Genomic DNA, 22,995 nt, shown 5'->3' with positions numbered 1-22,995 from the left:
TTTGCGAGCCTCGCTGTCGCCTCGAATCGATACGCCTTACGCAGGGCAGCGCTGGCTTTTCAAGTGACGGTTGAACGGGCATGGGAGGCCTGGCCGCCGCCACCGAAAACGAGGTGCTAGATGAGCTGGGCCGGCCCGTTCCAATACGACATCGGCAAATCCCGCAACGCGCAGCAGGTACCGGCCGAAGTGGTCTTCGACGATCAGGTTCCGACCCTGCTGTGTCTGTCGCATCTGCGCTGGAGCTTCGTCTACCAGCGCCCGCAACACCTGATGTCGCGTTTTGCCCGCGACTACAACGTGCTCTTCCATGAGGAACCGATTCCCACCGAGGATGCCGAGCCCTGGCTTGAAGTGCGTCCCGAGGAGAATGGCGTGCAGGTGCTGATCCCGCGCCTGCCGGCCGGCTGCGAGGGGGAGGATGCGACCCGCGTGCAGCGCCAGTTGCTCGATGGCTACCTGGAAAAACTCGGCGTCAGCGACCTGCTGCTCTGGTACTACACGCCGATGAGCCTGGCGTTCTCCGATCACCTGGCGCCCGGCCTGATCGTCTACGACTGCATGGACGAGCTCTCGGCGTTCCGCGGCGCGCCGCCGGAACTGGTGGAGCGCGAGGTGGAACTGATGTGCCGGGCCAACCTGGTGTTCACCGGCGGCTACAGCCTCTATGAAGCCAAGCGCCAGCGCCACGACAACGCTCACCCGTTCCCCAGCAGCGTCGATGTCGAGCACTTCGCCGCCGCGCGTCGCCCGCAGCACGATCCGGACGATCAGGCAGAGATCCCGCATCCGCGCCTGGGCTTCTACGGCGTGATCGACGAGCGTCTGGACATCGCCCTGATCGAGCAGGTCGCGCGCATGCGGCCGGACTGGCAGATCGTGCTGGTCGGCCCGGTGGTGAAGATCGACCCGGCCGAGCTGCCGCAGCGCGACAACATCCACTACCTGGGCGGCAAGACCTACGACGAGCTGCCGCAATACCTGTCCGGCTGGGACGTGGCGATCATGCCGTTCGCACTGAACGAGTCGACCCGTTTCATCAGCCCGACCAAAACCCCCGAATACCTCGCCGGCGGCTGCCCGGTGGTGTCCACGCCGATCACCGATGTGGTGCGCACCTACGGTGACACTGGGATCGTGCGCATCGCCGACAGCGCCGAGGCGTTCGTCGCTGCCACCGAAGCCGCCCTTGCCGATGCCGAAGACCGCGACGGTCTCTTGGCCAAGGCCGACGAGATCCTGGGCGACATGTCCTGGGATCACACCTGGAGCCTGATGAAGGAGAAGATGCAATGCGCGATATGAGCCCGCAGGACAGCAACCCGGAACGTCTCGGCGCAGGCGCGGGCGACCAGCCACAGGCGCGCAGACGCGGCTTCGACTACCTCATCGTCGGCGCCGGCTTTGCCGGCAGCGTGCTTGCCGAGCGCCTTGCCACGGGGCTGAACAAGCGCGTGCTGGTGGTCGACCGGCGCCCGCATATCGCCGGCAATGCCTACGACTACCACGACGAGTCCGGCGTGCTGATCCACCGCTACGGCCCGCACATCTTCCACACCAACGCCCAGCGCATCGTCGATTACCTCTCGCAGTTCACCGAGTGGCGCCCCTACGAACATCGCGTGCTGGCGCAGGTGGATGGCCAGGAAGTGCCGATCCCGATCAACATGACCACGCTGAACAGGCTCTATGGCCTGAACATGACCACCGAGCAGGAAGCGGCCGACTTTCTCGCCAGCCGCGCCGAGCCGGTGGAGAACATCCAGACCAGCGAGGACGTGGTGATCAACGGCATCGGCCGTGAGCTGTACCAGAAGTTCTTCCGCGGCTACACCCGCAAGCAGTGGGGGCTGGACCCGTCGCAGCTGGACAAGTCGGTGACCTCGCGCATCCCCACGCGCACCAACACCGACGACCGCTACTTCACCGACACCTTCCAGCAGATGCCCAAGCATGGCTACACGAAGATGTTCGAGAAGATGCTGGCGCACCCCAACATCAAGGTCATGCTCAACACCGACTACCGCGAGATCCGCGACGAGGTGCAGTACGACCACCTGATCTTCTGCGGCCCGATCGACGAATACTTCGACTACCGCTTCGGCAAGCTGCCGTACCGCTCGCTGAAGTTCGAGCACAAGCAACTCGACCAGGAACAGTTCCAGGCCGTGGGGACGGTCAACTACCCCAGCGAGGATGTGCCCTACACACGCATCAGCGAGTACAAGCACCTCACCGGTCAGGTCCACCCGAAGACCAGCATCACCTACGAGTACCCCTCGGCCAAGGGCGATCCCTACTACCCGATCCCGCGGCCGGAGAACGCCGAGCTGTACAAGCGCTATCAGCAGCTGGCGGACGAAACGCCGAACGTGACCTTTGTCGGCCGCCTCGGCACCTACAAGTACTACAACATGGATCAGGTGGTGGGGCAGGCGCTGGCGCTGTACAAGCGCATCGAGGAAGCCGAGCACGCCAGCCAGCCGCAGGCGGTCGCCGGGCAACCTGGTTGAAGCGCAACGGTCGTTATGCAAGAGCCCGAGGCGCGTGCGCTCGGGCACGGGCCGCGCGGTTAACGCTGCGGTCGCTGGCGTCATCCATGAGGTAAACGATGCACCACCCCTCTGTATTCAAGAGTTTCTTTCTCGGTGGTTTCGAGTGCTCGAACCATCGCCGCAGCGACGGCCGCCGGCTCGACCTGCTCGCCGCGACCGGCCATGACCGCTGGGCCGCGCACGACTACGCCGAACTGCACCGCCATGGCCTGCATGCCGTGCGCGACGGCCTGCGCTGGCATCTGATCGAGCGCCAGCCGGGGCAGTACGACTGGTCGAGCTTCCTGCCCATGTTGCAGGCCGCCCAGCGTCAGGGTACCCAGGTGATCTGGGACCTGTGTCATTACGGCTGGCCGGATGACATCGACATCTGGCGGCCGCAGTTCGTCGAGCGCTTCGCCCGTTATGCCGCGGCGGTGGCGCAACTGGTCAAGGACGAGACCCACGATGTGCCGTTCTATGCACCGCTCAACGAGATTTCCTTCTGGGCCTGGGCCGGCGGCGACGAGGCCTACTTCAACCCCATGGCGCGCGGCCGCGGCTTCGAACTCAAGCACCAGCTTGTGCGGGCCACTATCGCCGCGATGCAGGCGATTCGCGCGGTCGATCCGCGGGCGCGTTTCGTTCAGGTCGATCCGGCCATTCATGTGGTTGCTGGCAATGACCGGCCAGGCCCGCAGCGCGACGCCGAGCGCTTTCGCCAGGCGCAGTTCGAGGCCTGGGACATGCTCTGCGGCGAACAATGGCCGGGGCTCGGCGGTGCGCCGGAGTACCTCGACATCATCGGCGTGAACTACTACTCCGATAACCAGTGGTACCACGAGGACGGCAGCACCATCGCACGAGACAATCCCGACTACCGGCCGTTCAAGGGCATCCTGCGCGAGATCCATCAGCGCTACCAGCGCCCCCTGCTGATTGCCGAGACCGGCGCCGAGGGCGACCTGCGCGGCGACTGGCTGCGCTATGTCAGCGAGCAGGCGGGCCTGGCGATGCAGGCCGGTGTGCCGGTGGAGGGCATCTGCCTGTATCCGGTGCTGGACTATCCGGGCTGGGCGGACGAGCGACACTGCCCGGTTGGCCTGCTCGGTTTTGCCGACGAAAGCGGCCGGCGCTGCGTACACCAGGGGCTGGCCGATGAGCTGCGCCTGCAACAGGCGCGCTTCAGCCAGTCGAATCCGGTCCCGCAACTCGCCGCAGTGATGTCATGAACCAGGCGGCCGCCGTGCCCCAGGCAAAGGCCGACGAGCTGCCGTTGCCCAGTCGTCCGGTGGCGTTTCTCTGGCATTACATCTGCGCGCGGCCCTGGCATTTCGGCGGCCTGCTGGCACTGATCGTCGGCGCGGCGAGCTGCGCGGTGGCCGTGCAGTACGGCATGAAGCTGCTGGTCGATGCGATGGCGCAGGGCACCTCGGATCGCGGTTCGGCCAACGTCTGGTGGCCGTTGGGGCTGTTCATCGGCCTGATCGTCACCGAGAACGTGTTCTGGCGCCTGGGCGGCTGGCTTGGTTGCCGTACCGTGGTGGCCAGCGTGGTGGACATCCGCGTCGACCTGTTCAAGCACCTGACGGGCCACCCGATGCGCTATTTCACCGAGCATTTCGCCGGCTCGCTGGGCAATCGCATCTCCGCCCTCGGGGCCGCGGCCGGTTCGATCTATGGCGGGCTGGCGTGGAAGATCGTGCCGCCGATCGTCGACTTCCTTGGCGCCGTGGTGGTGCTGTTTACCGTCGGCTGGCAGATGGCGGTGGCGCTGATCGTCTTCGTCGCCATCGTCGCGGCGCTGATCACCGGCTTCGGTATCCGCGGACGCAGCAAGCATCAGCGTTTCGCGGCGCAATCGGCGCGGGTCGGCGGCGAGCTGGTGGACGCGGTGTCGAATGTCTGGACGATCAAGGCCTTTTCCGCCCGGGATCGCGAGGCCGAACGCCTGGCCCACGAGATCGGCTACGAGGCCCGTGCCCAGCGACGCAGCTGGATGTACCTGGAAAAGGCCCGTGTGATGCATGACATCTGCCTGTCGGTGATGGCCGGCGGCATGCTGATCTGGGCGATCCAGCTGTGGATCGGCGGTTCGGTGACCGCCGGTGACGTCGTGCTGGTCAGCGCGCTGACCTTCCGTATCCTGCACGGCTCGCGTGACCTGGCGCTGGCTTTGGTGGATGCCACCCAGCAGCTCGGCGCCATCGACGACACCCTGCGCATTATCGTCCAGCCCCACGGTCTGGAGGACACCGATACCCAGCTGATGCTCGCCGAAGGCGACATCACCTTCGAGGGGGTCGGCTTCGGTTATCCCGAGCGCGGCATGGTGTTCGAGCAGCTCGATCTGCATATCCCGGCCGGGCAGAAGGTAGGCGTGGTGGGCTCCTCGGGGGCGGGCAAATCGACCCTGATCCATCTCATCCAGCGGCTGGACGATGTCCAGCACGGCCGCATCCTGCTCGACGGCCAGGACATCCGCAGCGTCAGCCAGGACAGCCTGCGCGAGAAGATCGCCGTGGTGCCGCAGGAAACCGCGCTGTTCAATCGCAGCATCCGCGAGAACATCCGCTACGGCCGCCCTGACGCCTCGGACGAAGAAGTGGTCCAGGCCGCCCGCCGGGCATTCTGCGACAGCTTCATCCGTGAGTTGCCGCAGGGTTACGACACCCTGGTCGGCGAGCGTGGGGTGATGCTCTCGGGCGGTCAGCGCCAGCGCTTGGGTATCGCTCGGGCCTTCCTCAAGGATGCGCCGATTCTCATCCTCGACGAGGCCACTTCGGCGCTCGATACCCAGTCCGAGGCCGAGATCCAGGCCGCACTGGACAACCTGGTGCACAACCGGACGGTGGTGGCCGTGGCACATCGCCTGTCAACGCTGTCGAGCTTCGACCGCATCATCGTGCTGCGCGACGGTCGCATCGTCGAGGACGGCCCGCCACAGGAGCTGCGCCGCCGCGGCGGCGAGTTCGATGGGCTCTGGCGCATGCAGGCCGAGGGCTTCAACCGTGATACCGCAAGCGGGCCATGAAGCGCGTCGCCTTGCAATCGAGCAGCCTGCGCTCGCTGGGCTACGACCCCGAGCAGCAGATACTGGAGGTGGAATTCAGCAGCGGTGCGCTGTATCGCTACGAGGCGGTTCCGCCCGAGGTGGTGCAGGCGTTGCTGGAGGCCGACTCGCTGGGCCGGCATTTCAATCAGGTATTCAAGCCGCAGCACTATCGCTATTGGCGAATCGACTGAGCCACCGCCGGCTTCAGTCAGGGTCGGAAGGGCAATCTAGACGTCCTTCGCGCCCTCGATCGCGTCGTGCAGCGAGGCGGCCAGGTCTTCGAGCCGATAGGGCTTGGCCAGCACGTGCACCCCCTCGGCCGCAGCCGATTGCTGAGCGGCCTCGGCATAGCCGCTGGTGAGCAGCACCGGAACGCCCAGGGCGCGCACTCGAATCTCCCTGGCCAGCTCAACGCCATTCATGCCACCTGGCATCATCACGTCGGAGAACACGACGTCCACCTTGCAGCCGTTGGCCAGCGCATTCAGCGCAGCGGTGGCACTGTCGGCGTGGCTGACGCGGTACCCCAGGTGCTCGAGCATCTCGCCCACCAGCGCGGCCACTTCCTCGTCGTCATCCACCAGCAGCACGCTGCCGAGGGAAGGGTCGGCGGCATCGTCGGCGGCGCGTTCATCCTCGGCGGGCTGCTCGGGTACACGTGCCGAACGCGGCAGCAGCATGATCACGCTGGTGCCGCGCCCGCATTCGCTTTCGATCCAGACGGTGCCGCCCGATTGCCGGGCGAAGCCGTAGACCTGGGCCAGGCCGAGCCCCGAGCCCTTGCCGATTTCCTTGGTGGTGAAGAAGGGATCGAACACCCGTGCGCGGACGTCCTCCGGGATACCGGTGCCGTCGTCGATGACCGCGAGGCGGACGAAGTCGCCGCGCAGGCCCATGACCGGTTCATCCGGCGCATTGCGTGCCTCGATCAGGATCGAGCCGCCATCGGGCATGGCGTCGCGGGCGTTGACCGCGAGGTTGAGAATCACCAGCTCCAGCTCGCCCGGATCGACTTCCACGGGCCACAGGTCCGGGGCGAACTGCACCTGCACGTGCACGTCGCCGCTCAGGCTGCGGTCGAGCAGCTCGCGCATCCGCCCGATGCGCAGCACCAGGTCGACGGATTCCGGCGCCAGCGACTGGCGCCGGGAGAAGGCCAACAGCTGGCGGGTGAGGGATGTGCCGCGCTGGGCCGCCTGGCGCATGCCGGCCATCAGGCGTTCGCGGCGTGCGGGATCGGCACGGCGGTCGAGCATGTCGAGCCCGCCGGAAATCACCATCAGCAGGTTGTTGAAGTCATGGGCGATGCCGCCGGTGAGCTGGCCGATGGCCTCGATTTTCTGCGCCTGGCGCAGGGTCTCCTCGATACGGGTGCGTTCGGCCATCTGCGTGCGCAGTTCCTGGTTGGCCTTTTCCAGCTCGCTGGTCCGTTCGACCACCAGCGCTTCGAGCTCGTGCGAGGCACGTTCGCGCGCTTCGAGCAGCGCGCGCACCTCGTACTGGCGATGCCGCCCGCGCAGCGCCGCCTTCATGGCACTGGTGAGGGTGATGCTCTGCACCGGACGTTCCAGCAGCGAGACGTTGCGCAGCGCGGCGACCATGCGCTGGCGCCAAGCGGCCACGGCCGGTTGCTGATGCTTGCTGGTGAGCACCACGAAGGGAAAATCGGACCAGGCCGGCTGTCGGTCAACCCAGGCGGCCAGAGCCGCGAGGTCATGGCCGAACAGGCCTTCCTCGGCGATGAATACGGCGTCGGCTTCCGTTTCCGCGCGCTGGAGCACTTCCTCGAGGCTGTGGCAGACCACGGCTTCCATGCCGCTGCGGTTGAGCAGCTCGGCCGAGGCGGGGCCGTCCCGACCGATGGGGGCAAAGACGACTACGGTGGGGCTGTCACGTTTAGTAGGTGTCGTCATGCTCGTCTTTCAGTAGCTGAGCCGCATCGCCGGTGTATTCCGGTGTGCCCGAAAGGATGCCGTTGAAGTGACTCAGGGGCGGCCCGACCTGGATGCCGGTGGGACTGAAGCGGTATTCGCGGATGGTGTTCTCGTGGCGCCCGCTGCGCTTCTTCACCACCGACAGGGCCCGGCGGATGATGCCGGCATGCTCGAAATAGCGCTGCATGATGACGGCATCGCTCAGGTAGCTGATGTCGATTGGGGTATCCATTACGCCAACCAGCCCATGCTGGGCCAATACCATGATGGTGACCACCCCTTTCTGCCCCAGGTAACTCAGCAGCTCGTGCATCTGCAGGACCAGGAACTTGCCGTCCGGCATGGCGTGCAGGTAGCCGTTGAGGCTATCGAGCACCACCAGCCCGGCGCCTTGCATTTCGACGCTGTGGCGCACCGCGGCGGTGAACTCGCCGGGCGACAGTTCGGCCGGGTCGACCTGTTGCAGGTGCAGCAGGCCTCGTTCGATCCACGGTTCGATATCCATTCCCAGTGCGCGGCCGCGGGTCAGCAGGGTGCCGATGTTCTCGTCGAAAACGAAGAAGGCCACCTGCTCGCCGCGTTGGCAGGCGGCGTACGCATAGGTCAGCGCCAGCGAGGACTTGCCGACCCCGGCCGCGCCGACCAGCAGCGCGTTGGTGCCGCGTTCCAGCCCGCCACCGAGCATCCGGTCCAGCATCTCGTTGCCGGAGGAGGCCACCTCGCCGACAAAGCAGGAGCGATGCTCGGCCGCGATCAGGCGCGGATAGATCTGCAGCCCGCCCTTGCGGATGACGAAGTCGTGGTAGCCACCGCGGAACTGGATGCCGCGCATCTTGATGACCCGCAGACGCCTGCGTTCGGCGCCATAGTCGATGGCCAGCTGCTCCAGCAGGACGACCCCATGGGAAATCGAGTGCAGCTGCAGGTCGCCCATTTCCGAGGTCTGGTCATCGAGCAGGATCACCGTGCAGCGGCGGGTGGTGAAGAAGTGCTTGAGTGCCAGCACCTGCCGGCGATAGCGCAGCGGGCTTTAGGCCAGCAGTCGCATTTCCGAAAGGCTGTCGAAGATCACCCGTGTCGGGTTGGTTTCGCTGACGCGGTCGAACACCTGCTGGGTGGTTTCGCTGAGCTCCATTTCCGCCGGGTGCAGCACGGTCAGCTCCAGCTCCGGATCGAGGCTGGTTTCCGGGCTGACCAGTTCGAACACATCAATGCCATCCAGGCTCCAGCCGTGCCGCTTGGCCACCAGCTCCAGCTCTGCCTTGGTTTCCGACAGCGTCACGTAGAGCACGCGCTCGCCCCTGCGCACGCCCTCGAGCAGGAACTGCAGCGCGATGGTGGTCTTGCCCGAGCCCGGACTGCCCTCGTAGAGATACATGCGGTTGGGGTCCAGGCCGCCGCCGAGGATGTTGTCCAGGCCTTCGCTGCCCGTCGAAATACGCTGGGCTTCGTCATCCATGGGGAGATCAAGATCGTGGGTATCGGTCATTTCCATGCTCCTTACGCAGGCAGCCTCATGGAGACTGCGTGTCCTGGTTCCTGACCTCGCGCTTCGAGCGCCGCGAGGCAATGGAACGCGCCCGTCAAAGCCGCACAAGCGGTCGGGCAAGAAGCCCCGTGCCGGTTCGCCATGACCGTGTGGCAGGCGTGTTCGGCAAGCGAAAACCGAGGGGCGTAGTCATCTATTCCGACTGGGCTTTTGCCGCGCCGTTCCGCATATCGGAATTTGACCAGGCTCGTTGCAGGCGTCATCGCGTCCTCAGGCGGCGCACCATCAGGCGCCCCGAGAAGCCTTCGCAGGGAGGTTCGCTGCGGGTGCGCAACAGGCTGCAACCATTGCACCTTGGATCGACATCGCGGCTGTTCCATGATCAGCCTTTGCCTTCACAGGTAGCCGCCATGTCTCGATTCTCGCGCCCCTCGGCTTCGGCGCTCGGCCGCTTTCTGCAGCTGGGCGGCACCGGTGCGCGGATCGCCGGCAATCTGCTGGTGCAACGCATCACGCCGGGCAAGGCGCGCATCGACTGGCAGCCGGTCGGCGAGCTACTGGGCGATGCCCTTGGCCAGATGAAAGGCCCGGTGCTCAAGCTGGGCCAGCAGGCTTCGCAATGGCAGGACCTGTTGCCCGAACCCATCAGCGCGGCGCTGGCGCGTCTGCAGAATCAGGTGCCCTCGCTGCCGTTCGCCGCACTGGAAGCCAACCTGCAGCGGCTGTATGACGGCCGCCTCTACGACCTGTTCGAATCCATCGAACCGACGCCTGCCGCGGCCGCTTCGCTGGGCCAGGTGCATCGCGCCCGCGATCGCCAGGGCAGGGCGTTGATCATGAAGGTCCAGTACCCCGGCATTCACGCGATCTGCGAAGCGGACCTGCGCCAGTTGCGCCGCCTGATGCCACTGGGGCGTCTGTTCGGTACGCCACCGGCGCGGCTGGAGGCGGTCTATACCGAGCTGCAGCGAGCCATCGGCGAGGAGCTGGACTATGCCGCCGAACGTGAAAACCTCGAAGCCTTCCGCGCACACTTCAGCGGCTGGCCCGGCATCGGCATTCCCTTCGCTGCCAGCGAACTCTGTCGGCCCGGCGTGCTGGTGCTGGAGGACCGCCCCGGGCGTTCCATGGCCGAGGTCGAACAGGCGCCCGCCGATGTCCGCCAGCGCCTGGCCGAAAGCCTCTGCCAGTGGCTCGCCGAGCAGGCGTTCGGTCTGCAGCGGCTGCACACCGATCCGCATCCGGGCAACCTGGCCTGGACCGAGCGCGGCGAACTGGTGGTCTACGATTTCGGCAGCGTGCTGCGCCTGGAACCGCGTCTGCTGGCCGGTTACGTGCAGATCTTCGAGGCGCTGCGCGGCACTTCCAGCGAGGCGCTCGAGGCGGGCTTCCAGATGCTCGGCGGACGTCAGCCTGGCAGCATGCCGCCGCACGGGCTGTATCGGCGCATCCACCTGATGCTGCACCCGTTGTTGCAACCGGGCACGCAGTGGGACTTCCGCGAAGCGGCCTTGCATCAGCAACTGTCCGAACTCTTTCCGTTGCTGATGTCCGCCCTCGGCAGCCTGCAACCGGCCTCCGGCACCTTGCTGATCAATCGCACCCTTGAAGGTCACTACTGGAACCTTTACCGCCTTGGCGCCCGCCTGCCCATCGCCGACCTGCTCGCCGAGCATATCGAGCGCTGGCGAAGCGGTGCCCCGCGCCCCTGAACCGCCGGAGATCGCCATGCCGTTGCAGTCATTTCCCCCAGGATTTCGCGCGCTGGTCATCGGCGCTTCCGGCAGCATCGGCGCGGCGCTGGTCGCTGCCTTGCAGGCCGACCCGCGCTGCGCGACGGTGATCGCGCTCGGTCGTGGATCCGAACCGGCGCTGGACCTCGCCGATCCGGTCAGCATCGAACGGGCCGCGAACGCGGTGGCGGGGCAGGGGCCATTCCACCTGATCATCAACGCTGCCGGCGTGCTGCACGGCGCGGATTTCATGCCGGAAAAGCGCCTCGCCGATCTCGACCAAGCCCAGCTGCTCGCGACTTTCCAGATCAACACCTTCGGGCCGGCGCTGCTGCTGCGTCACTTCTGCGGGCTGCTGGACCGTCAGCGCGGCGTGCTCGCCATGCTCTCGGCCAAGGTGGGCAGCATCGGCGACAACCGTCTTGGCGGCTGGTACAGCTACCGCGCCTCGAAGGCCGCACTGAACATGCTGATCAAGACGGCGTCCATCGAGGTGCGCCGCAGCCAGCCCAATGCCGTGCTGCTGGCGTTGCACCCGGGCACGGTGAACTCGGACCTGTCCCGACCCTTCCGTGGCGCCGAAATCGGCCGTCCACCCGCGGATGCCGCGCGGGATCTGCTCAGGGTCATCGACAGCCTGGGGCCCGAGGCGAGTGGCGGGTTCCATGCGTACAGCGCAGAAGTGCTGCCGTGGTAGGGCCTCTCAGCCAACCGGGGTGGTGATTGCGCGGGCTACGGTTTCGGCCAGCAGTTCGAGCGAGAAGGGTTTGGTCATGAGTTGCATGCCGGGGGCCAGGCAGTCGAGGCGGGTCGCGGCCTGTTCGGCGTAGCCGGTGATCAGCACCACCGGCAGGCCAGGGCGCCGTTGCTGAAGCATTTCGGCGAGCTGGCGGCCGTTGAGCCCCGGCAGGCCGACATCGGTCAGCAGCAGGTCGAGCGAATCGAGCTGTGCGGCGACTTCCAGGGCGCTCTGACTGTCGGCGGCCAGGTGCACACGGTAGCCGAAATCCTCGAGCGCGCTCTGCAGCAGCGGCCGCACGGTGTCGTCGTCCTCGACCAACAGTACCGTGCGCCCGCCCCCTGCACCGGGAACGCGGCTCGTTGCCGCGGCCGATTCTTCCCGCGCGTCGGCAGGCGCCGCTGGCATGTGCAGGGCGACGCGGGTCCCCTTGCCCTGGCAGCTGTCGATGGTGATGAAGCCGCCGCTCTGGCGGACGAAGCCGTAGACCATCGACAAGCCGAGCCCGGTACCTTCGCCGAGGGGCTTGGTCGTGAAGAAAGGCTCGAACACCTTGTCCACCAGGGGCGCTGGAATGCCAATGCCGGTGTCGATGACGCGCACGCACAGGTATTCGCCGGCCTGCACGCCGTGGCGGGTGGCCTGCTCCGCTGGCAATTCCAGGCGCTGCGTCTCGATGCGCAATGTGCCGCCGTCCGGCATGGCATCCCGGGCATTGAACGTCAGGTTGAGCAGGGCGTTTTCCATCTGGCTGGGGTCGACCAGGGCGAGCCCGGCGGCCTCGTCGATGGCCAGCTCGAAGCGGATGGTTTCGCCCAGGCTGCGCTGCAACAGCTCGGCAAGCGAGCGGATCAGCGGATTGACCGCGGTCGGCCGGGTCTGCAAAGGCTGGCGGCGGGAGAAGGCCAGCAGGCGCTGGGTCAGGGAGGCGGCGCGCTGCGCCGAGCCATGTGCCGCGTCGAGATACCGCGGCAGGTCGTCATGGCGACCGGTATCCAGGCGCAGGCGAATCAGATCCAGCGCACCGATGATGCCAGTCAGCATGTTGTTGAAGTCGTGTGCGATGCCGCCGGTAAGCTGGCCGACGGCGTCCATCTTCTGAGAGTGGCGCAGTTGTTCCTCTGCCCGGCTGCGCTCCTGGACTTCGACGGTCAGTTGGTCGAGCGCCTGCTGCAGTGCCTGGGTTCGCAGCTCGACCTCCTGCTCGAGCTGCTGATTGAACTCGCGCAGCATCTCCTCGCTGCGCCTCTCGGCATCGACGTCGATGATCACTACCGCCGCGCCCATCGGCTGCTTGGTGTTGTCATAGAGGGGCACGCCGCTCAGGCGCAGCCAGCGTTCGCCGCCGTTTTCGGGGTAGTACCGGTAGTCCTGGTCATTTACCTGCTCGCCGCGCAGGGCACGGGCACCGACGTACTGGCTCGGCGGTATGACCTGCCCGTGGCTGTCCAGGCCTACCCAGCGCCGAGCCCGGTCGGGCGCCGCCGAAGGTATCTTCCGGTTCGGCACGTACTCGTCGTACTTGGGGTTGCTGAGCAGCGTATTGCCGTCGGTATCGATGAAGCAGACCCCGACTGGAAGGTTCTCGATCAGTCGCTCGAAGCGGGCTCGCTCATCGACTTGTGCGGACTTCTGTCGCTGCCGGGCGAGCCGCTCCCGATGCAGCTGTATGCAGGTGGCGAGGCAGCTGAGCAGCGTGGCGGGCCCGACCGATTCTTCGAGTACCACGAAGTCGCTGATCGTCGCCGGCAGGCGGGCCTTGAGCGCGGCATGGGGTTCGGCGTCGCGGCTCAGGAGAATGAACGGGATGGCACTGCCGGGTGGCAGCCTCTCGAGCGCGGCGCTGACCTCATCCAACGGCCCCGCCGCCAGCTCGTCGGCGAGCATCACGACGTCGACCGTTTCGTCGATGCGCTGTGCCAGGCTCGTCTGGTCAGTGCAAAGGCCGACGCTGTAGCCCTCGGCGGCCAGCAGCGCGGCGAGCTCGCGCCGTTTGTCGCTGTCGCGCATGCCGAGAACGATTCGCTTTGCTTCCGCAGTTTCGCCTGCCATCTGTAACGTGCGCCTTGTCTGGTTGGTGGTCCGATCAGGGCTCCCGATCGATCGGACATGGCTCGACGCGGCTGCCGGTGTCGGGCAGTGCGAAAGCAGGTCCGTCCTTGGGCGGACTGCCGACAAGCGAGAGTGTTCCCAGGAGCTGCATGGTCACCCGCTTGAGCACGGCATGGTATCGGTGAACGCCGGTGGGAGATAGGAGCCTGCGCCAAAGGGCCGCTAGACGGCCCGAACGTGTTCTGGACGTCTGCGGGTCTGTCGATCCGGTGCAGCGTGCCACGCGCGACCACGTCGAATTGGCTGCGGACTCGCCTGTCTGCTACAACGCACGTCAGCCCGGCGACCCGCGGCATCTGGCCGGTCAGATGGGCTACGAGACGACAGGAGCGCTTCCGATGATCGATCTGCCGCTGATGCTTGCCTTTATCGCAGCCGCGTCCCTGCTGACCGTCACGCCGGGTGTGGACACGGCCATCGTGCTGCGGACGGCCACGCTGGAAGGGCGGCGGCAGGCGGTATTGGCCGCGGCGGGTATCTGTCTGGGTTGCCTGGCATGGGGGGTGGCGGTCTCGCTCGGGCTCGGCGCGCTGCTGCAGGCCTCGGAACTTGCCTATACCCTGGTCAAGTTCGCCGGCGCCGCCTACCTGATCTGGCTCGGCTCGCATCTGTTGTTCAAACCTCGCGCCTCGTTCGACGCGGGCACGCTCGAGGCGCCTTCTGCAGCGAGCGGTCAGGCCTTCTGGCGCGGCCTGCTGACCAACCTGCTCAACCCCAAGGTGGGCGTGTTCTACGTCACCTTCCTGCCCCAGTTCGTCCCGCTCGGCGCGGATGTGGCCGCCTATTCGTTCTTCCTGGCCGGCCTGCATGTACTGCTGACCCTGGCCTGGTTCGCCATCCTGATCGCGGCAACGATCCCGCTCGGCAGACTGCTGCGCCGTCCCGCGCTGACCCGGGCGCTGGACCGGCTGACCGGTGGAGTGCTGGTGGGGTTCGGGGTGAGGCTGGCGGCTTCGAGCGGACCGTAGGGAGCGCGAAAAGCTCCGCTTCCGCGCTCTGGGGCTGGAGAACGGTTTAGGAAACGCAACGTCACGCTGCACAGCGCCATCGAACTGGTGCGTCTAGGAAGAACGCTGCTAGGTGGCACGCCTTTGCTTTCGTTGATCAGGCTTGGGTGGCGGCCTGGACCAGGGAACCAGGCATGTAGAACGAAAGTCTTACAGCCCATGCGCCGGCGCCTCGAGGCCAATTCCGAGCGTCGGTACGGAGCTGCCTTTCGCGAGTACATGGAGGTGAATCGTGAACCAGACCAGTTGCCCGGCTCCCAACGGTGCAGCCTCGAATATCGCCACAGGTCGATCCCATCGATTGGGTGCGCGGTGCCACACGGCATCGTGGTCCAGTCGTTTCTACGCTGGAAGTTGGCCATTTCCCTTGAATCACTGTTCCGCGATTTGTTCGTCGGGATGAATCGCCAATGCTCGCTAGACGCCGACTCGCTTAAGGATATGGCTAATGAAGATGTTAATTACCGGAAGTAATGGTCAGGTGGGGCGCAGTTTGGTCGAGGAGGGGGCCAAGAGGGGATTGCACGTAATAGGCCTCGGTAAAGCGGAACTTGATGTCAGCTGTCCTCGATCCGTTGCGAATGCAGTGAAATCGGCGAATCCGGACCTGATCATCAACGCCGCCGCGTACACCGCCGTAGATGCCGCGGAGGAACAGGTCGAGGCGGCATATCGCATTAACCGAGACGGTGCCCATCAGTTGGCCAAGGAAGCGCAGCGCCACGGTATTCCACTCTTTCATCTTTCGACAGACTACGTCTTCGACGGAGTACTGGCGCGACCCTATGTCGAGAGCGATCAAACGAACCCAATTAGCGTTTATGGTGCAAGCAAACGGGCCGGGGAGCTCCAGGTTCAGCAGTTTGAAAAGCACTTGATCTTAAGAACCAGCTGGGTGTTCGGCAGGCATGGAAGCAACTTCGTGAAAACGATGCTGCGCCTGGCAGGTGAAACGGAATTACGCGTCGTCGATGATCAAGTTGGCTGTCCGACCAGTGCGGATCGGATAGCGTCGGTTTTGCTCGACCTCGCATTGCGTTATCAGGCAGACGGCAAGCTTCCGTGGGGGCTTTATCACTACAGCAGCCAGCCTGTCTGCTCATGGTTCGAATTTGCCCAGGCCATTTTTGAGCAAGCGGTCCGCGCGGGGATCGTCCGGCACCCACCTCGATTGACGCCTATCGCTACCGAAGCCTATCCAACCCCAGCGAAACGTCCGGCTTGGTCCGTGCTGGATTGCAGTCGTTTTACGGAGGCTTTCGGCATCCCCCCTGCGCTGTGGTCCGTGGATCTGGAGGCAGTCATCGACGCTTTGAAAAGCCCGTGTGGCCTGTTCTATGAGGCAGTTTCGGCATAGTGAGTGACCGCTCAGATCGCGCCGCTGAACGGTCATGATTTCCTGAAACTTTTTCTTACACGTTCAAGTCGGACTCATAAGGAGCTCATGGGGGACGGGTAATGCCGTCGCCGGGCGAGCATCCGCTGATGGACCGAGGATGCCGCGACACCTGATGGATGCTAGTGCCGCGACCGAAGTGCACGGACCCTTGGCGATGATCCGCCTCCGCCGAATGGCGGCCTGAGCAGCGATGCACGAACGCTGAGCAGGGAGTAGGGACGATGCTTTTCAATTCAATGGAATTCATTGCCGGTTTTCTTCCGGTGGTGCTGCTCGGATTCTTCTTGCTGACCGGATCGGGCCGACAACGGTTGGCGGTGATCTGGCTAACGGTCGTCTCGCTGGTGTTCTACGGCTGGTGGAATCCGGTCTACGTCTCGCTGCTGGTCGGCAGCATGCTGTTCAACTACCTCCTCGGCGGCTACCTGCGCCGGCACCCGTCGCGCCGTATCCTGGCATTGGCAGTGGCTGCCAATGCGCTGCTGCTTGTCTATTACAAGTACACCGGCTTTCTCTTCAGCACCCTGGATGCCGCGCTGGAACTGGGCTGGCGCGTCGAGGACATGATCCTGCCGCTGGCCATTTCGTTCTTCACCTTCCAGCAGATTGCCTACCTGGTCGACGCCCATGATGGCGTAGTGGAAGAACACGACTTCGCCAACTATTGCCTATTCATCAGCTTCTTCCCGCAGCTGATCGCCGGACCGATCACCCACCACGGTGAGATGCTTGCGCAGTTCAACGACCGCGACAGCTTCCGCGCGCGCATCGACAACCTGTCGCTGGGCGCCACGGTGTTTTTGCTCGGCCTGTTCAAGAAGGTGGTGATCGCCGATACCCTCGCGCTGAAAGCCACGCCGGTCTTCAGCCTGGCCGCCGACGGCACCGTCCCGGCGTTCTACGACGCATGGACCGGCGCGCTGACCTACACGCTGCAGATCTATTTCGACTTCTCTGGCTACAGCGACATGGCCATCGGGCTTGCGCTGCTGTTCGGCATCAGCCTGCCGGCCAACTTCAACAGCCCGTTCAAGGCGCGCAACGTCATCGACTACTGGTCGCGCTGGCATATGACGCTGACGCGCTTTCTCACCGCCTACCTCTACAACCCCATTGTGCTGCGCGTGACCCGTGCCCGTATGGCAGCCGGCAAGCCGCAGCCGCGCCGCGGCAAGATGACACTTGGCACCTTCCTCGCGCTGGTCGCCTATCCGACAGTATTCACCATGTTCATCTCCGGCATCTGGCACGGCGCCGGCTGGCAATTCGTGGTGTTCGGCCTGCTACATGGCTTCTACCTGGTGGTCGCCCATGGCTGGCGCGCCTGGAAAGTACGCCAGGGCTGGAAGCTGGACAGCGAGGTCTGGTGGCATCAGGCGCTGGCCGTGCTGGTGACCTTCCAGTGCGTGGTGGTGGCGATGGTGTTCTTCCGCGCCGCCGACGTGCCGGCCGCGCTGGCGGTCCTCCAAGGCATGCTCGGTTTGAGCCCGGACAGCGTGCACATGGACCGATCGGACTTCGCCTATATCGCCGCGCTGCTGGCGTTCGTCTGGGGCATGCCCAACGTGCAGCAGTGGATGGGCCACTTCCGCACAGCACTCAACTATCAGGCCCAGCTTCATTGGACTGAACGGCTGCTGCCAGTCAGCGCCTGGCGTCCATCGGCAATCCACGGCATGGCGGTAGGTGTGCTCGGTTTCTTCGCCCTGGCGATCGCCTTTTCCATGGCGCCGACCGAATTTCTCTACTTCCAGTTCTGACCACGACAAGGAGTCCCGGCATGCAACAACTCTCCTGGCTACCGCCGCACCCTGACCTGGCCAGCGCAATCGGCCAGGCCAAGCGCATCGACGACCCACTGCAGCGGCTAAACGAAGCCGCTCGGCTGGCGGCATACCAGCGTGACTTCACGCTGACCGCACGGCTGGACAAGCTGGCCACCGCCGGCATCGAGCAGCATGCAGCGGCGGCACGACTGACGCCGCTGCGCGTGGCGCTGCTCGCCTCGCATACGGTGGACCACCTGCTGCCGACCATTCGCATGGCCGGCCTGCAGCGGCGCCTGGCGCTGTCGCTGCACGTTGCGCCTTACGGCATGTACCGCCAGGCGCTGCTGGCCGATGACCCGGCGCTGAACGCCTTCTCCCCCCAACTGCTGGTACTGGCGCTGGACGCCCATGACGCGCCGCTGCAACTGCCCTTGCACGCAGGCCAGGCGGAGGTGGATGCCGCCGTCGCAGAGCGCGTCGACGAGCTGCGCCTCCTTTGGCGCCGGGCCCGCGAGCGCTACGCCGCGCAGGTGGTGCAGCAAACCCTGGTGCCGGTCGCGCCGCCATTGTTCGGCTCTTACGAAGCACTGGTGCCGGCTTCGCCGCGGGCAGTCATCGAACGCTTGAATGCGGCTATCCGCGGCGCTGCCCGCGAGGATGGCGTGCTGCTGCTCGATTTGGCGTGGCACGCAGCCGCTTATGGCGACGGCCTGGCCGACCCGGTGCGCTGGTACCAGGCCAAGCAGCTGGTCAGCCCGGCCTTGGCCCCGCTTTACGGCGATCATCTGGCACGGATAGCGGCCGCCACTGCGGGGCTGTCGCACAAGTGCCTCGTGCTCGATCTGGACAACACCCTGTGGGGCGGTGTGATCGGTGATGACGGTATCGACGGTATCCAGCTCGGCCAGGGCAGCCCCAGCGGCGAGGCGTTTCTCGCCTTTCAGCGTTATGCCGCGCAACTGGCGCGCCGCGGGGTGATTCTCGCGGTATGCAGCAAGAACGACCTGCACATCGCCGAGGCGGCGTTCGCGCATCCGGAGATGGCATTGGAGCGCAGCGATGTCGCAGCTTTCGTCGCCAACTGGGAAGACAAGGCCGGCAACCTGCGGCGCATCGCGAGCATGCTGGATATCGGCCTGGACAGCCTGGTATTCGTCGACGACAACCCCGCCGAACGCGACATCGTGCGCCGCGAGCTGCCGGAAGTCGCTGTGCCGGAACTGCCCGACGACGTTGCCGATTACCCCGCGCGGATAGCCGCCGCGGGCTATTTCGAAGCTGTGTCCTTTACCTCCGACGACGCCGAGCGTGGCCGCAGCTATGCGCTTAATGCCGAACGCAAGTCCGCGCAGAGCCAGGCCACGGACATGGACGGCTACCTGCGCGGGTTGCAGATGGTGCTGCGCGTCAGCCGCATCGGCAGTGCAGAGCTGGCCCGCGCCACGCAGCTGATCAACAAGACCAACCAGTTCAATCTCACCACCCGCCGTTATACCGAAGCCGAAGTCGAGCGCATGGCCAGCGATCGGCAAGCCATTGCGCTGGCCCTGCGGCTGGAGGACAAGTTCGGCGATAGCGGCCTGATCAGCGTGGTGCTGGCGCGACCGGATGCAGCCATCGAGGCTGACGAACTGCTGATCGACAGCTGGCTGATGAGCTGTCGCGTGCTGGGCCGCCAAGTCGAGTCGGCGGTGCTGGGCGTGCTGGCCGATGCAGCCGCGGCTGCCGGCTGGCGTGCCCTGGTTGGCGAATACCGCCCCACCGAACGCAACGGCATGGTCGCCGAGCACTATCCGCGACTGGGCTTCGAGCAGCGCTCAGCCCCCGATAACGCAACCCCCGATGCCAGTTTCTGGCGCTGCGAGCTGGCGTCACGCCTATCCATAAACCACCACATCCAGGTGCAAGCATGAACGAAAAGGAAATTCTCCAGGCGCTGACCCAGGTTTTTCACGACGTGTTCGACGATGACGACATCGTCCTCACGGCCGAAACCACGGCCGACGACATCGATGGCTGGGACAGCCAGGCCCATGTCCTGCTGATCGTGGCCGCCGAGCAACGCTTCGGCATCAAGTTCCGCACTGCTGAGCTGGAGTCGCTGAAGAACGTCGGCCATTTCGTGCAACTGATCCAGAGCAAGCTCGGGGGGCGTTGAGCCATGAGCGCAACTGTCGATAGCGGCCGGGGCGGCGCCGCCCGGACCGGAGCTGAACGGCAACCGGTGCGAGCCAGCTATCTGCTGGGGGTGTTCGCTGGGCTGTTCGGAATGCTCGGCGCCTTTGCCGCACTGCTCGCATGGCTGCACCACAGTGACAACCTGCCACCGCCGGCTTTCTCCAACAGCCTGTGCGTGGATGAAAAGCTGCGTTTCCTCCGGCACAACCCGATCGATCAGCCCAACCTGCTGGTCATCGGTTCATCAGTCGCCTGGCGTCATGTCGACGGTGACGTGCTCAGGTCGAGCGCCCCGGAGCTGCGTCCGTTCAACGGCGCCTTCTGTGGCCTGCATGCAAACCAGTCTGCCTATGTCGCCGACTGGTTGCTGGATCGCCAACCGAGCATTCGTCAGGTGGTGATGATCGTCGACCCGCTGGACTTCGCCGGCTGCTGGAAGGTGCCGGACGCGGTCTTCGACCGGGAAGATGCCGACCACTATGTCTATCAGCAGGCCTCGCGCTGGGGCTATTACATGCGCTATTTCTCGCCGCGTTCGCTGTTGCGCAACGCCCGGACAATCAAGGCTCAACGCGCCAACGAGATCGAATGGGACCCGCTGGTATTCACGCGACACGGCGACGGACCATTGGAGCCGCGCGCCGATCGAGGCCTTTTCTATGGCGAGCCCGACCCGCTGGACAATAGCTGCTTCGCAGCGCTTGGACGGCTGTCCGAACGGCTTCGACAGGAGCAGCGGCAGCTGCTGGTGGTGTCCACGCCGCTGCATCCGCAGTGGAAGGTCAAGTTCGATGCCGACGGCCACTTCCTCGCCCGTTTCGATACCAAACTGAGCGCGGCCATTGCCGGACACGGTGGCGCAAAGTACTGGAATGCCGATCGAGAGTGGCTAGCGCCGCCCGGTGCGTTCGTCGATGCGATTCACCTTCGCTGGTCCGCCGTTCATGACTTTTCCGAGGCATTGGCCGACCAGCTGCGCGAAGCCGAGCAGGCACGGCTTGGCGAGTCGGTACTGGCTGGCAGCGGCGTGTACGGTGCGCCCTGAGCAAACCTCGGCAAACGTCGCGAGGTCGGAGATGAGTAACGGAACGAGTCCGGCCAGTTGCTCGTCCTGCCGTATGTGGCACGGAGCCGCCGGTCGTCAGGTCGCATCGGGCGTGCGTGCTGTGGTATGGTCCGCGCCCTTTGCAATTCCGACCGACGTACCGACCGTATGAACGTTCCGACCCGCTCTGCCTGGCTGCCTACGCCGCCATAGCGAAACGCCCCACCATTCGATTCGGCCCATCGCGGCTGACTCGCCTCGCTGCTGCAGCGATCCGACCGCGCCCGTGCGGCCGTCAGTCATGCCTATATCTCGAACACGACGCGTTCTGAACGCCACTTTGTATGGTGCGGTTGCGTCCCTTGCCTCGGATTTACCAATGTTGCAATCGATCAAACACAACTGGCTCTCAAATATCCGTGGTGACGTGCTGTCTGGTCTCGTCGTTGCGTTGGCCCTGATTCCGGAAGCCATTGCCTTCTCCATCATCGCAGGCGTGGACCCGAAGGTCGGGCTGTACGCGTCCTTCTGCATCGCCGTGGTAATAGCCTTTGTCGGCGGCCGTCCAGGCATGATTTCAGCAGCCACCGGGGCGATGGCCCTGCTGATGGTCACGCTGGTAAAGAACCACGGTCTGGAATACCTCCTGGCCGCCACGCTGTTGTGCGGGGTGCTGCAGATCATCGCCGGCTACCTGCGGCTCGGCTCGCTGATGCGCTTCGTCTCGCGCTCGGTGGTGACCGGCTTCGTCAATGCGCTGGCGATCCTTATCTTCATGGCCCAGCTACCGGAGCTGACGAACGTCACCTGGCACGTTTACGCCATGACGGCCGCGGGCCTGGCCATCATCTACCTGTTCCCGCACGTGCCAAAGCTCGGAAAGGTCATTCCGTCGCCGCTGGTGTGCATCCTCAGCATGACGGCGGTAGCCATGTACTTCGGCCTGGACATCCGCACCGTCGCCGACATGGGCGAGCTGCCCGATACGCTGCCGGTTTTCCTCTGGCCGGACGTGCCGCTCAACCTCGAAACGCTGGCCATCATCTTCCCTTACTCAGCGGCGCTGGCCGTGGTCGGCCTGCTGGAGTCGCTGATGACCGCGACCATCGTCGATGACCTGACCGATACCACCAGCGACAAGAATCGCGAGTGCAAGGGGCAGGGCGTCGCCAACATCGCAGCGGGCATGCTGGGCGGCATGGCTGGCTGCGCCATGATCGGACAGTCGGTGATCAACGTGAAGTCGGGTGGGCGCACGCGTCTGTCCACGCTGGTCGCCGGTGTTGTGCTGCTGTTGCTGGTTGTCTTCCTGAGCGATTGGGTCGGGCAGATCCCCATGGCCGCGCTGGTGGCGGTGATGATCATGGTATCCATCGGCACCTTCAGCTGGGACTCGGTGCGCAACCTGCGTCGGTATCCGCTGTCGACCAATATCGTGATGGTCGCCACGGTGGTCGTGGTTGTGTTCACTCATAACCTGGCCTATGGCGTTCTGGTTGGCGTGTTACTGGCCGCGTTGTTTTTCGCCAACAAGGTTGGCCACTACCTCTCGGTGAGTTCCGAATTGAATGAAGCGGCGGATCACCGTACGTATACCGTTGCCGGCCAGGTGTTCTTCAGTTCGGCGGACAAATTCATCAACGCGTTCGATTTCAAGGAGGCGATCGCCAAGGTCACGATCGACTTGCGCCGCGCGCATTTCTGGGACATCACCGCGGTCGCTGCACTGGACAAAGTGGTGATCAAGCTGCGCCGGGAAGGCACCGAAGTGGACGTGCTGGGTCTTAACGAAGCCAGCGCCACCATCGTCGACAGATTCGGCGTGCACGACAAACCCCACAGCGCCGACGAGTTGATAGGTCACTGAGCCGAGCCGGCACCGCTGCGGGAATACCGGTGCCGGCTATTAGGTGCGATTGCTCATGTCGGCAGTGGCAAAAGGGGTCACGGCAGCGACTTTCGAGTTGGACGATGAAGGCCGAAGCAGTTCGGTCGGGGCAA

16 protein-coding genes and 1 pseudogene are annotated in these 22,995 nt (G+C 65.0%); 14 read left to right on the top strand and 3 right to left on the bottom strand.

Annotated elements, in window-relative coordinates; all coding sequences use genetic code 11:
• Positions 1–120: 120 nt before the first annotated feature.
• The 5 genes from VF716_RS02930 to VF716_RS02910 all read left to right on the top strand — a co-directional run bounded on the left by VF716_RS02930 (position 121) and on the right by VF716_RS02910 (position 5,780).
• On the top strand, positions 121–1,305 hold the full coding sequence (locus VF716_RS02930; RefSeq protein WP_011913993.1) for a glycosyltransferase family 1 protein: 1,185 nt from the start codon (positions 121–123) through the stop codon (positions 1,303–1,305).
• Positions 1,293–2,513 carry a UDP-galactopyranose mutase gene (gene glf / locus VF716_RS02925; RefSeq protein WP_011913992.1) on the top strand — a complete coding sequence of 407 codons (1,221 nt, stop codon included), beginning with the start codon at positions 1,293–1,295 and terminating at the stop codon, positions 2,511–2,513. The genes VF716_RS02930 and glf overlap by 13 nt, the downstream gene beginning before the upstream one ends.
• Before the next feature lie 98 nt (positions 2,514–2,611).
• Positions 2,612–3,766, top strand: a complete 1,155-nt coding sequence (locus tag VF716_RS02920) for a beta-glucosidase (protein ID WP_011913991.1) — start codon at positions 2,612–2,614, stop codon at positions 3,764–3,766.
• A complete protein-coding gene (locus VF716_RS02915; protein ID WP_011913990.1) occupies positions 3,763–5,568 on the top strand; it encodes an ABC transporter ATP-binding protein in 1,806 nt (601 codons plus the stop codon). The genes VF716_RS02920 and VF716_RS02915 overlap by 4 nt, the downstream gene beginning before the upstream one ends.
• Positions 5,565–5,780 carry a KTSC domain-containing protein gene (locus tag VF716_RS02910; RefSeq protein WP_011913989.1) on the top strand — a complete coding sequence of 72 codons (216 nt, stop codon included), beginning with the start codon at positions 5,565–5,567 and terminating at the stop codon, positions 5,778–5,780. Before VF716_RS02915 ends, VF716_RS02910 begins: the two co-directional genes overlap by 4 nt.
• 36 nt (positions 5,781–5,816) lie before the next feature.
• Here the strand turns inward: VF716_RS02910 and VF716_RS02905 are convergent, their stop codons facing one another.
• Together VF716_RS02905 and VF716_RS02900 are read right to left on the bottom strand one after the other, a co-directional pair.
• A complete protein-coding gene (locus VF716_RS02905; protein ID WP_014597312.1) occupies positions 5,817–7,403 on the bottom strand; it encodes an ATP-binding protein in 1,587 nt (528 codons plus the stop codon).
• An 82-nt stretch (positions 7,404–7,485) separates the two neighbouring features.
• Positions 7,486–9,012: pseudogene (locus VF716_RS02900) on the bottom strand (ATPase domain-containing protein).
• Between the two features lie 410 nt (positions 9,013–9,422).
• Here VF716_RS02900 and VF716_RS02895 point away from each other — a divergent pair.
• Together VF716_RS02895 and VF716_RS02890 are read left to right on the top strand one after the other, a co-directional pair.
• Positions 9,423–10,724 carry an ABC1 kinase family protein gene (locus VF716_RS02895; RefSeq protein ID WP_041755620.1) on the top strand — a complete coding sequence of 434 codons (1,302 nt, stop codon included), beginning with the start codon at positions 9,423–9,425 and terminating at the stop codon, positions 10,722–10,724.
• Positions 10,725–10,740: 16 nt separating this feature from the next.
• A complete protein-coding gene (locus tag VF716_RS02890; protein WP_011913985.1) occupies positions 10,741–11,442 on the top strand; it encodes an SDR family NAD(P)-dependent oxidoreductase in 702 nt (233 codons plus the stop codon).
• Positions 11,443–11,448: 6 nt separating this feature from the next.
• Here the strand turns inward: VF716_RS02890 and VF716_RS02885 are convergent, their stop codons facing one another.
• Positions 11,449–13,536: a response regulator gene (locus VF716_RS02885; protein ID WP_440551672.1), complete on the bottom strand. Its 2,088-nt coding sequence runs from the start codon at positions 13,534–13,536 to the stop codon at positions 11,449–11,451.
• Between the two features lie 398 nt (positions 13,537–13,934).
• Between VF716_RS02885 and VF716_RS02880 the strand changes: the two genes are divergently transcribed.
• The 7 genes from VF716_RS02880 (at position 13,935) to VF716_RS02850 (ending at position 22,861) form a co-directional block, all read left to right on the top strand.
• Entirely contained in the window at positions 13,935–14,564 is a 630-nt protein-coding gene (locus tag VF716_RS02880) for a LysE family translocator (RefSeq protein ID WP_108242124.1), read from the top strand.
• Between the two features lie 487 nt (positions 14,565–15,051).
• On the top strand, positions 15,052–15,960 hold the full coding sequence (gene rfbD / locus VF716_RS02875; RefSeq protein WP_197860994.1) for a dTDP-4-dehydrorhamnose reductase: 909 nt from the start codon (positions 15,052–15,054) through the stop codon (positions 15,958–15,960).
• A 263-nt stretch (positions 15,961–16,223) separates the two neighbouring features.
• On the top strand, positions 16,224–17,762 hold the full coding sequence (locus VF716_RS02870) for an MBOAT family O-acyltransferase (RefSeq protein WP_440551667.1): 1,539 nt from the start codon (positions 16,224–16,226) through the stop codon (positions 17,760–17,762).
• A 20-nt stretch (positions 17,763–17,782) separates the two neighbouring features.
• Positions 17,783–19,684 (top strand): HAD-IIIC family phosphatase, encoded by a 1,902-nt coding sequence (locus VF716_RS02865; protein WP_049326074.1) that lies wholly within the window; start codon positions 17,783–17,785, stop codon positions 19,682–19,684.
• Positions 19,681–19,929 carry an acyl carrier protein gene (locus VF716_RS02860; RefSeq protein ID WP_011913978.1) on the top strand — a complete coding sequence of 83 codons (249 nt, stop codon included), beginning with the start codon at positions 19,681–19,683 and terminating at the stop codon, positions 19,927–19,929. Before VF716_RS02865 ends, VF716_RS02860 begins: the two co-directional genes overlap by 4 nt.
• 3 nt (positions 19,930–19,932) lie before the next feature.
• On the top strand, positions 19,933–20,994 hold the full coding sequence (locus VF716_RS02855) for a hypothetical protein (protein WP_049326075.1): 1,062 nt from the start codon (positions 19,933–19,935) through the stop codon (positions 20,992–20,994).
• Positions 20,995–21,373: 379 nt separating this feature from the next.
• Entirely contained in the window at positions 21,374–22,861 is a 1,488-nt protein-coding gene (locus tag VF716_RS02850) for a SulP family inorganic anion transporter (RefSeq protein ID WP_049326076.1), read from the top strand.
• Positions 22,862–22,995 lie beyond the last annotated feature (134 nt).

Source organism: Stutzerimonas sp. Brlt_14 (assembly GCF_051948915.1).
GTDB classification, from domain to species: Bacteria; Pseudomonadota; Gammaproteobacteria; order Pseudomonadales; family Pseudomonadaceae; genus Stutzerimonas; species Stutzerimonas stutzeri.
The sequence above is the reverse complement of the archived record's forward strand: the minus strand, read 5'-3'. Positions and strand labels throughout refer to the sequence as shown.

What these genes read in the sequence shown, in the direction of transcription:
- VF716_RS02930 (WP_011913993.1), top strand. Translation starts at nt 121, where the DNA reads ATGAGCTGGGCCGGCCCGTTCCAATACGACATCGGCAAATCCCGCAAC.
- glf (WP_011913992.1), top strand. Translation starts at nt 1,293, where the DNA reads ATGCGCGATATGAGCCCGCAGGACAGCAACCCGGAACGTCTCGGCGCA.
- VF716_RS02920 (WP_011913991.1), top strand. Translation starts at nt 2,612, where the DNA reads ATGCACCACCCCTCTGTATTCAAGAGTTTCTTTCTCGGTGGTTTCGAG.
- VF716_RS02915 (WP_011913990.1), top strand. Translation starts at nt 3,763, where the DNA reads ATGAACCAGGCGGCCGCCGTGCCCCAGGCAAAGGCCGACGAGCTGCCG.
- VF716_RS02910 (WP_011913989.1), top strand. Translation starts at nt 5,565, where the DNA reads ATGAAGCGCGTCGCCTTGCAATCGAGCAGCCTGCGCTCGCTGGGCTAC.
- VF716_RS02905 (WP_014597312.1), bottom strand. Translation starts at nt 7,403, where the DNA reads ATGGAAGCCGTGGTCTGCCACAGCCTCGAGGAAGTGCTCCAGCGCGCG.
- VF716_RS02895 (WP_041755620.1), top strand. Translation starts at nt 9,423, where the DNA reads ATGTCTCGATTCTCGCGCCCCTCGGCTTCGGCGCTCGGCCGCTTTCTG.
- VF716_RS02890 (WP_011913985.1), top strand. Translation starts at nt 10,741, where the DNA reads ATGCCGTTGCAGTCATTTCCCCCAGGATTTCGCGCGCTGGTCATCGGC.
- VF716_RS02885 (WP_440551672.1), bottom strand. Translation starts at nt 13,536, where the DNA reads ATGGCAGGCGAAACTGCGGAAGCAAAGCGAATCGTTCTCGGCATGCGC.
- VF716_RS02880 (WP_108242124.1), top strand. Translation starts at nt 13,935, where the DNA reads ATGATCGATCTGCCGCTGATGCTTGCCTTTATCGCAGCCGCGTCCCTG.
- rfbD (WP_197860994.1), top strand. Translation starts at nt 15,052, where the DNA reads ATGAAGATGTTAATTACCGGAAGTAATGGTCAGGTGGGGCGCAGTTTG.
- VF716_RS02870 (WP_440551667.1), top strand. Translation starts at nt 16,224, where the DNA reads ATGCTTTTCAATTCAATGGAATTCATTGCCGGTTTTCTTCCGGTGGTG.
- VF716_RS02865 (WP_049326074.1), top strand. Translation starts at nt 17,783, where the DNA reads ATGCAACAACTCTCCTGGCTACCGCCGCACCCTGACCTGGCCAGCGCA.
- VF716_RS02860 (WP_011913978.1), top strand. Translation starts at nt 19,681, where the DNA reads ATGAACGAAAAGGAAATTCTCCAGGCGCTGACCCAGGTTTTTCACGAC.
- VF716_RS02855 (WP_049326075.1), top strand. Translation starts at nt 19,933, where the DNA reads ATGAGCGCAACTGTCGATAGCGGCCGGGGCGGCGCCGCCCGGACCGGA.
- VF716_RS02850 (WP_049326076.1), top strand. Translation starts at nt 21,374, where the DNA reads ATGTTGCAATCGATCAAACACAACTGGCTCTCAAATATCCGTGGTGAC.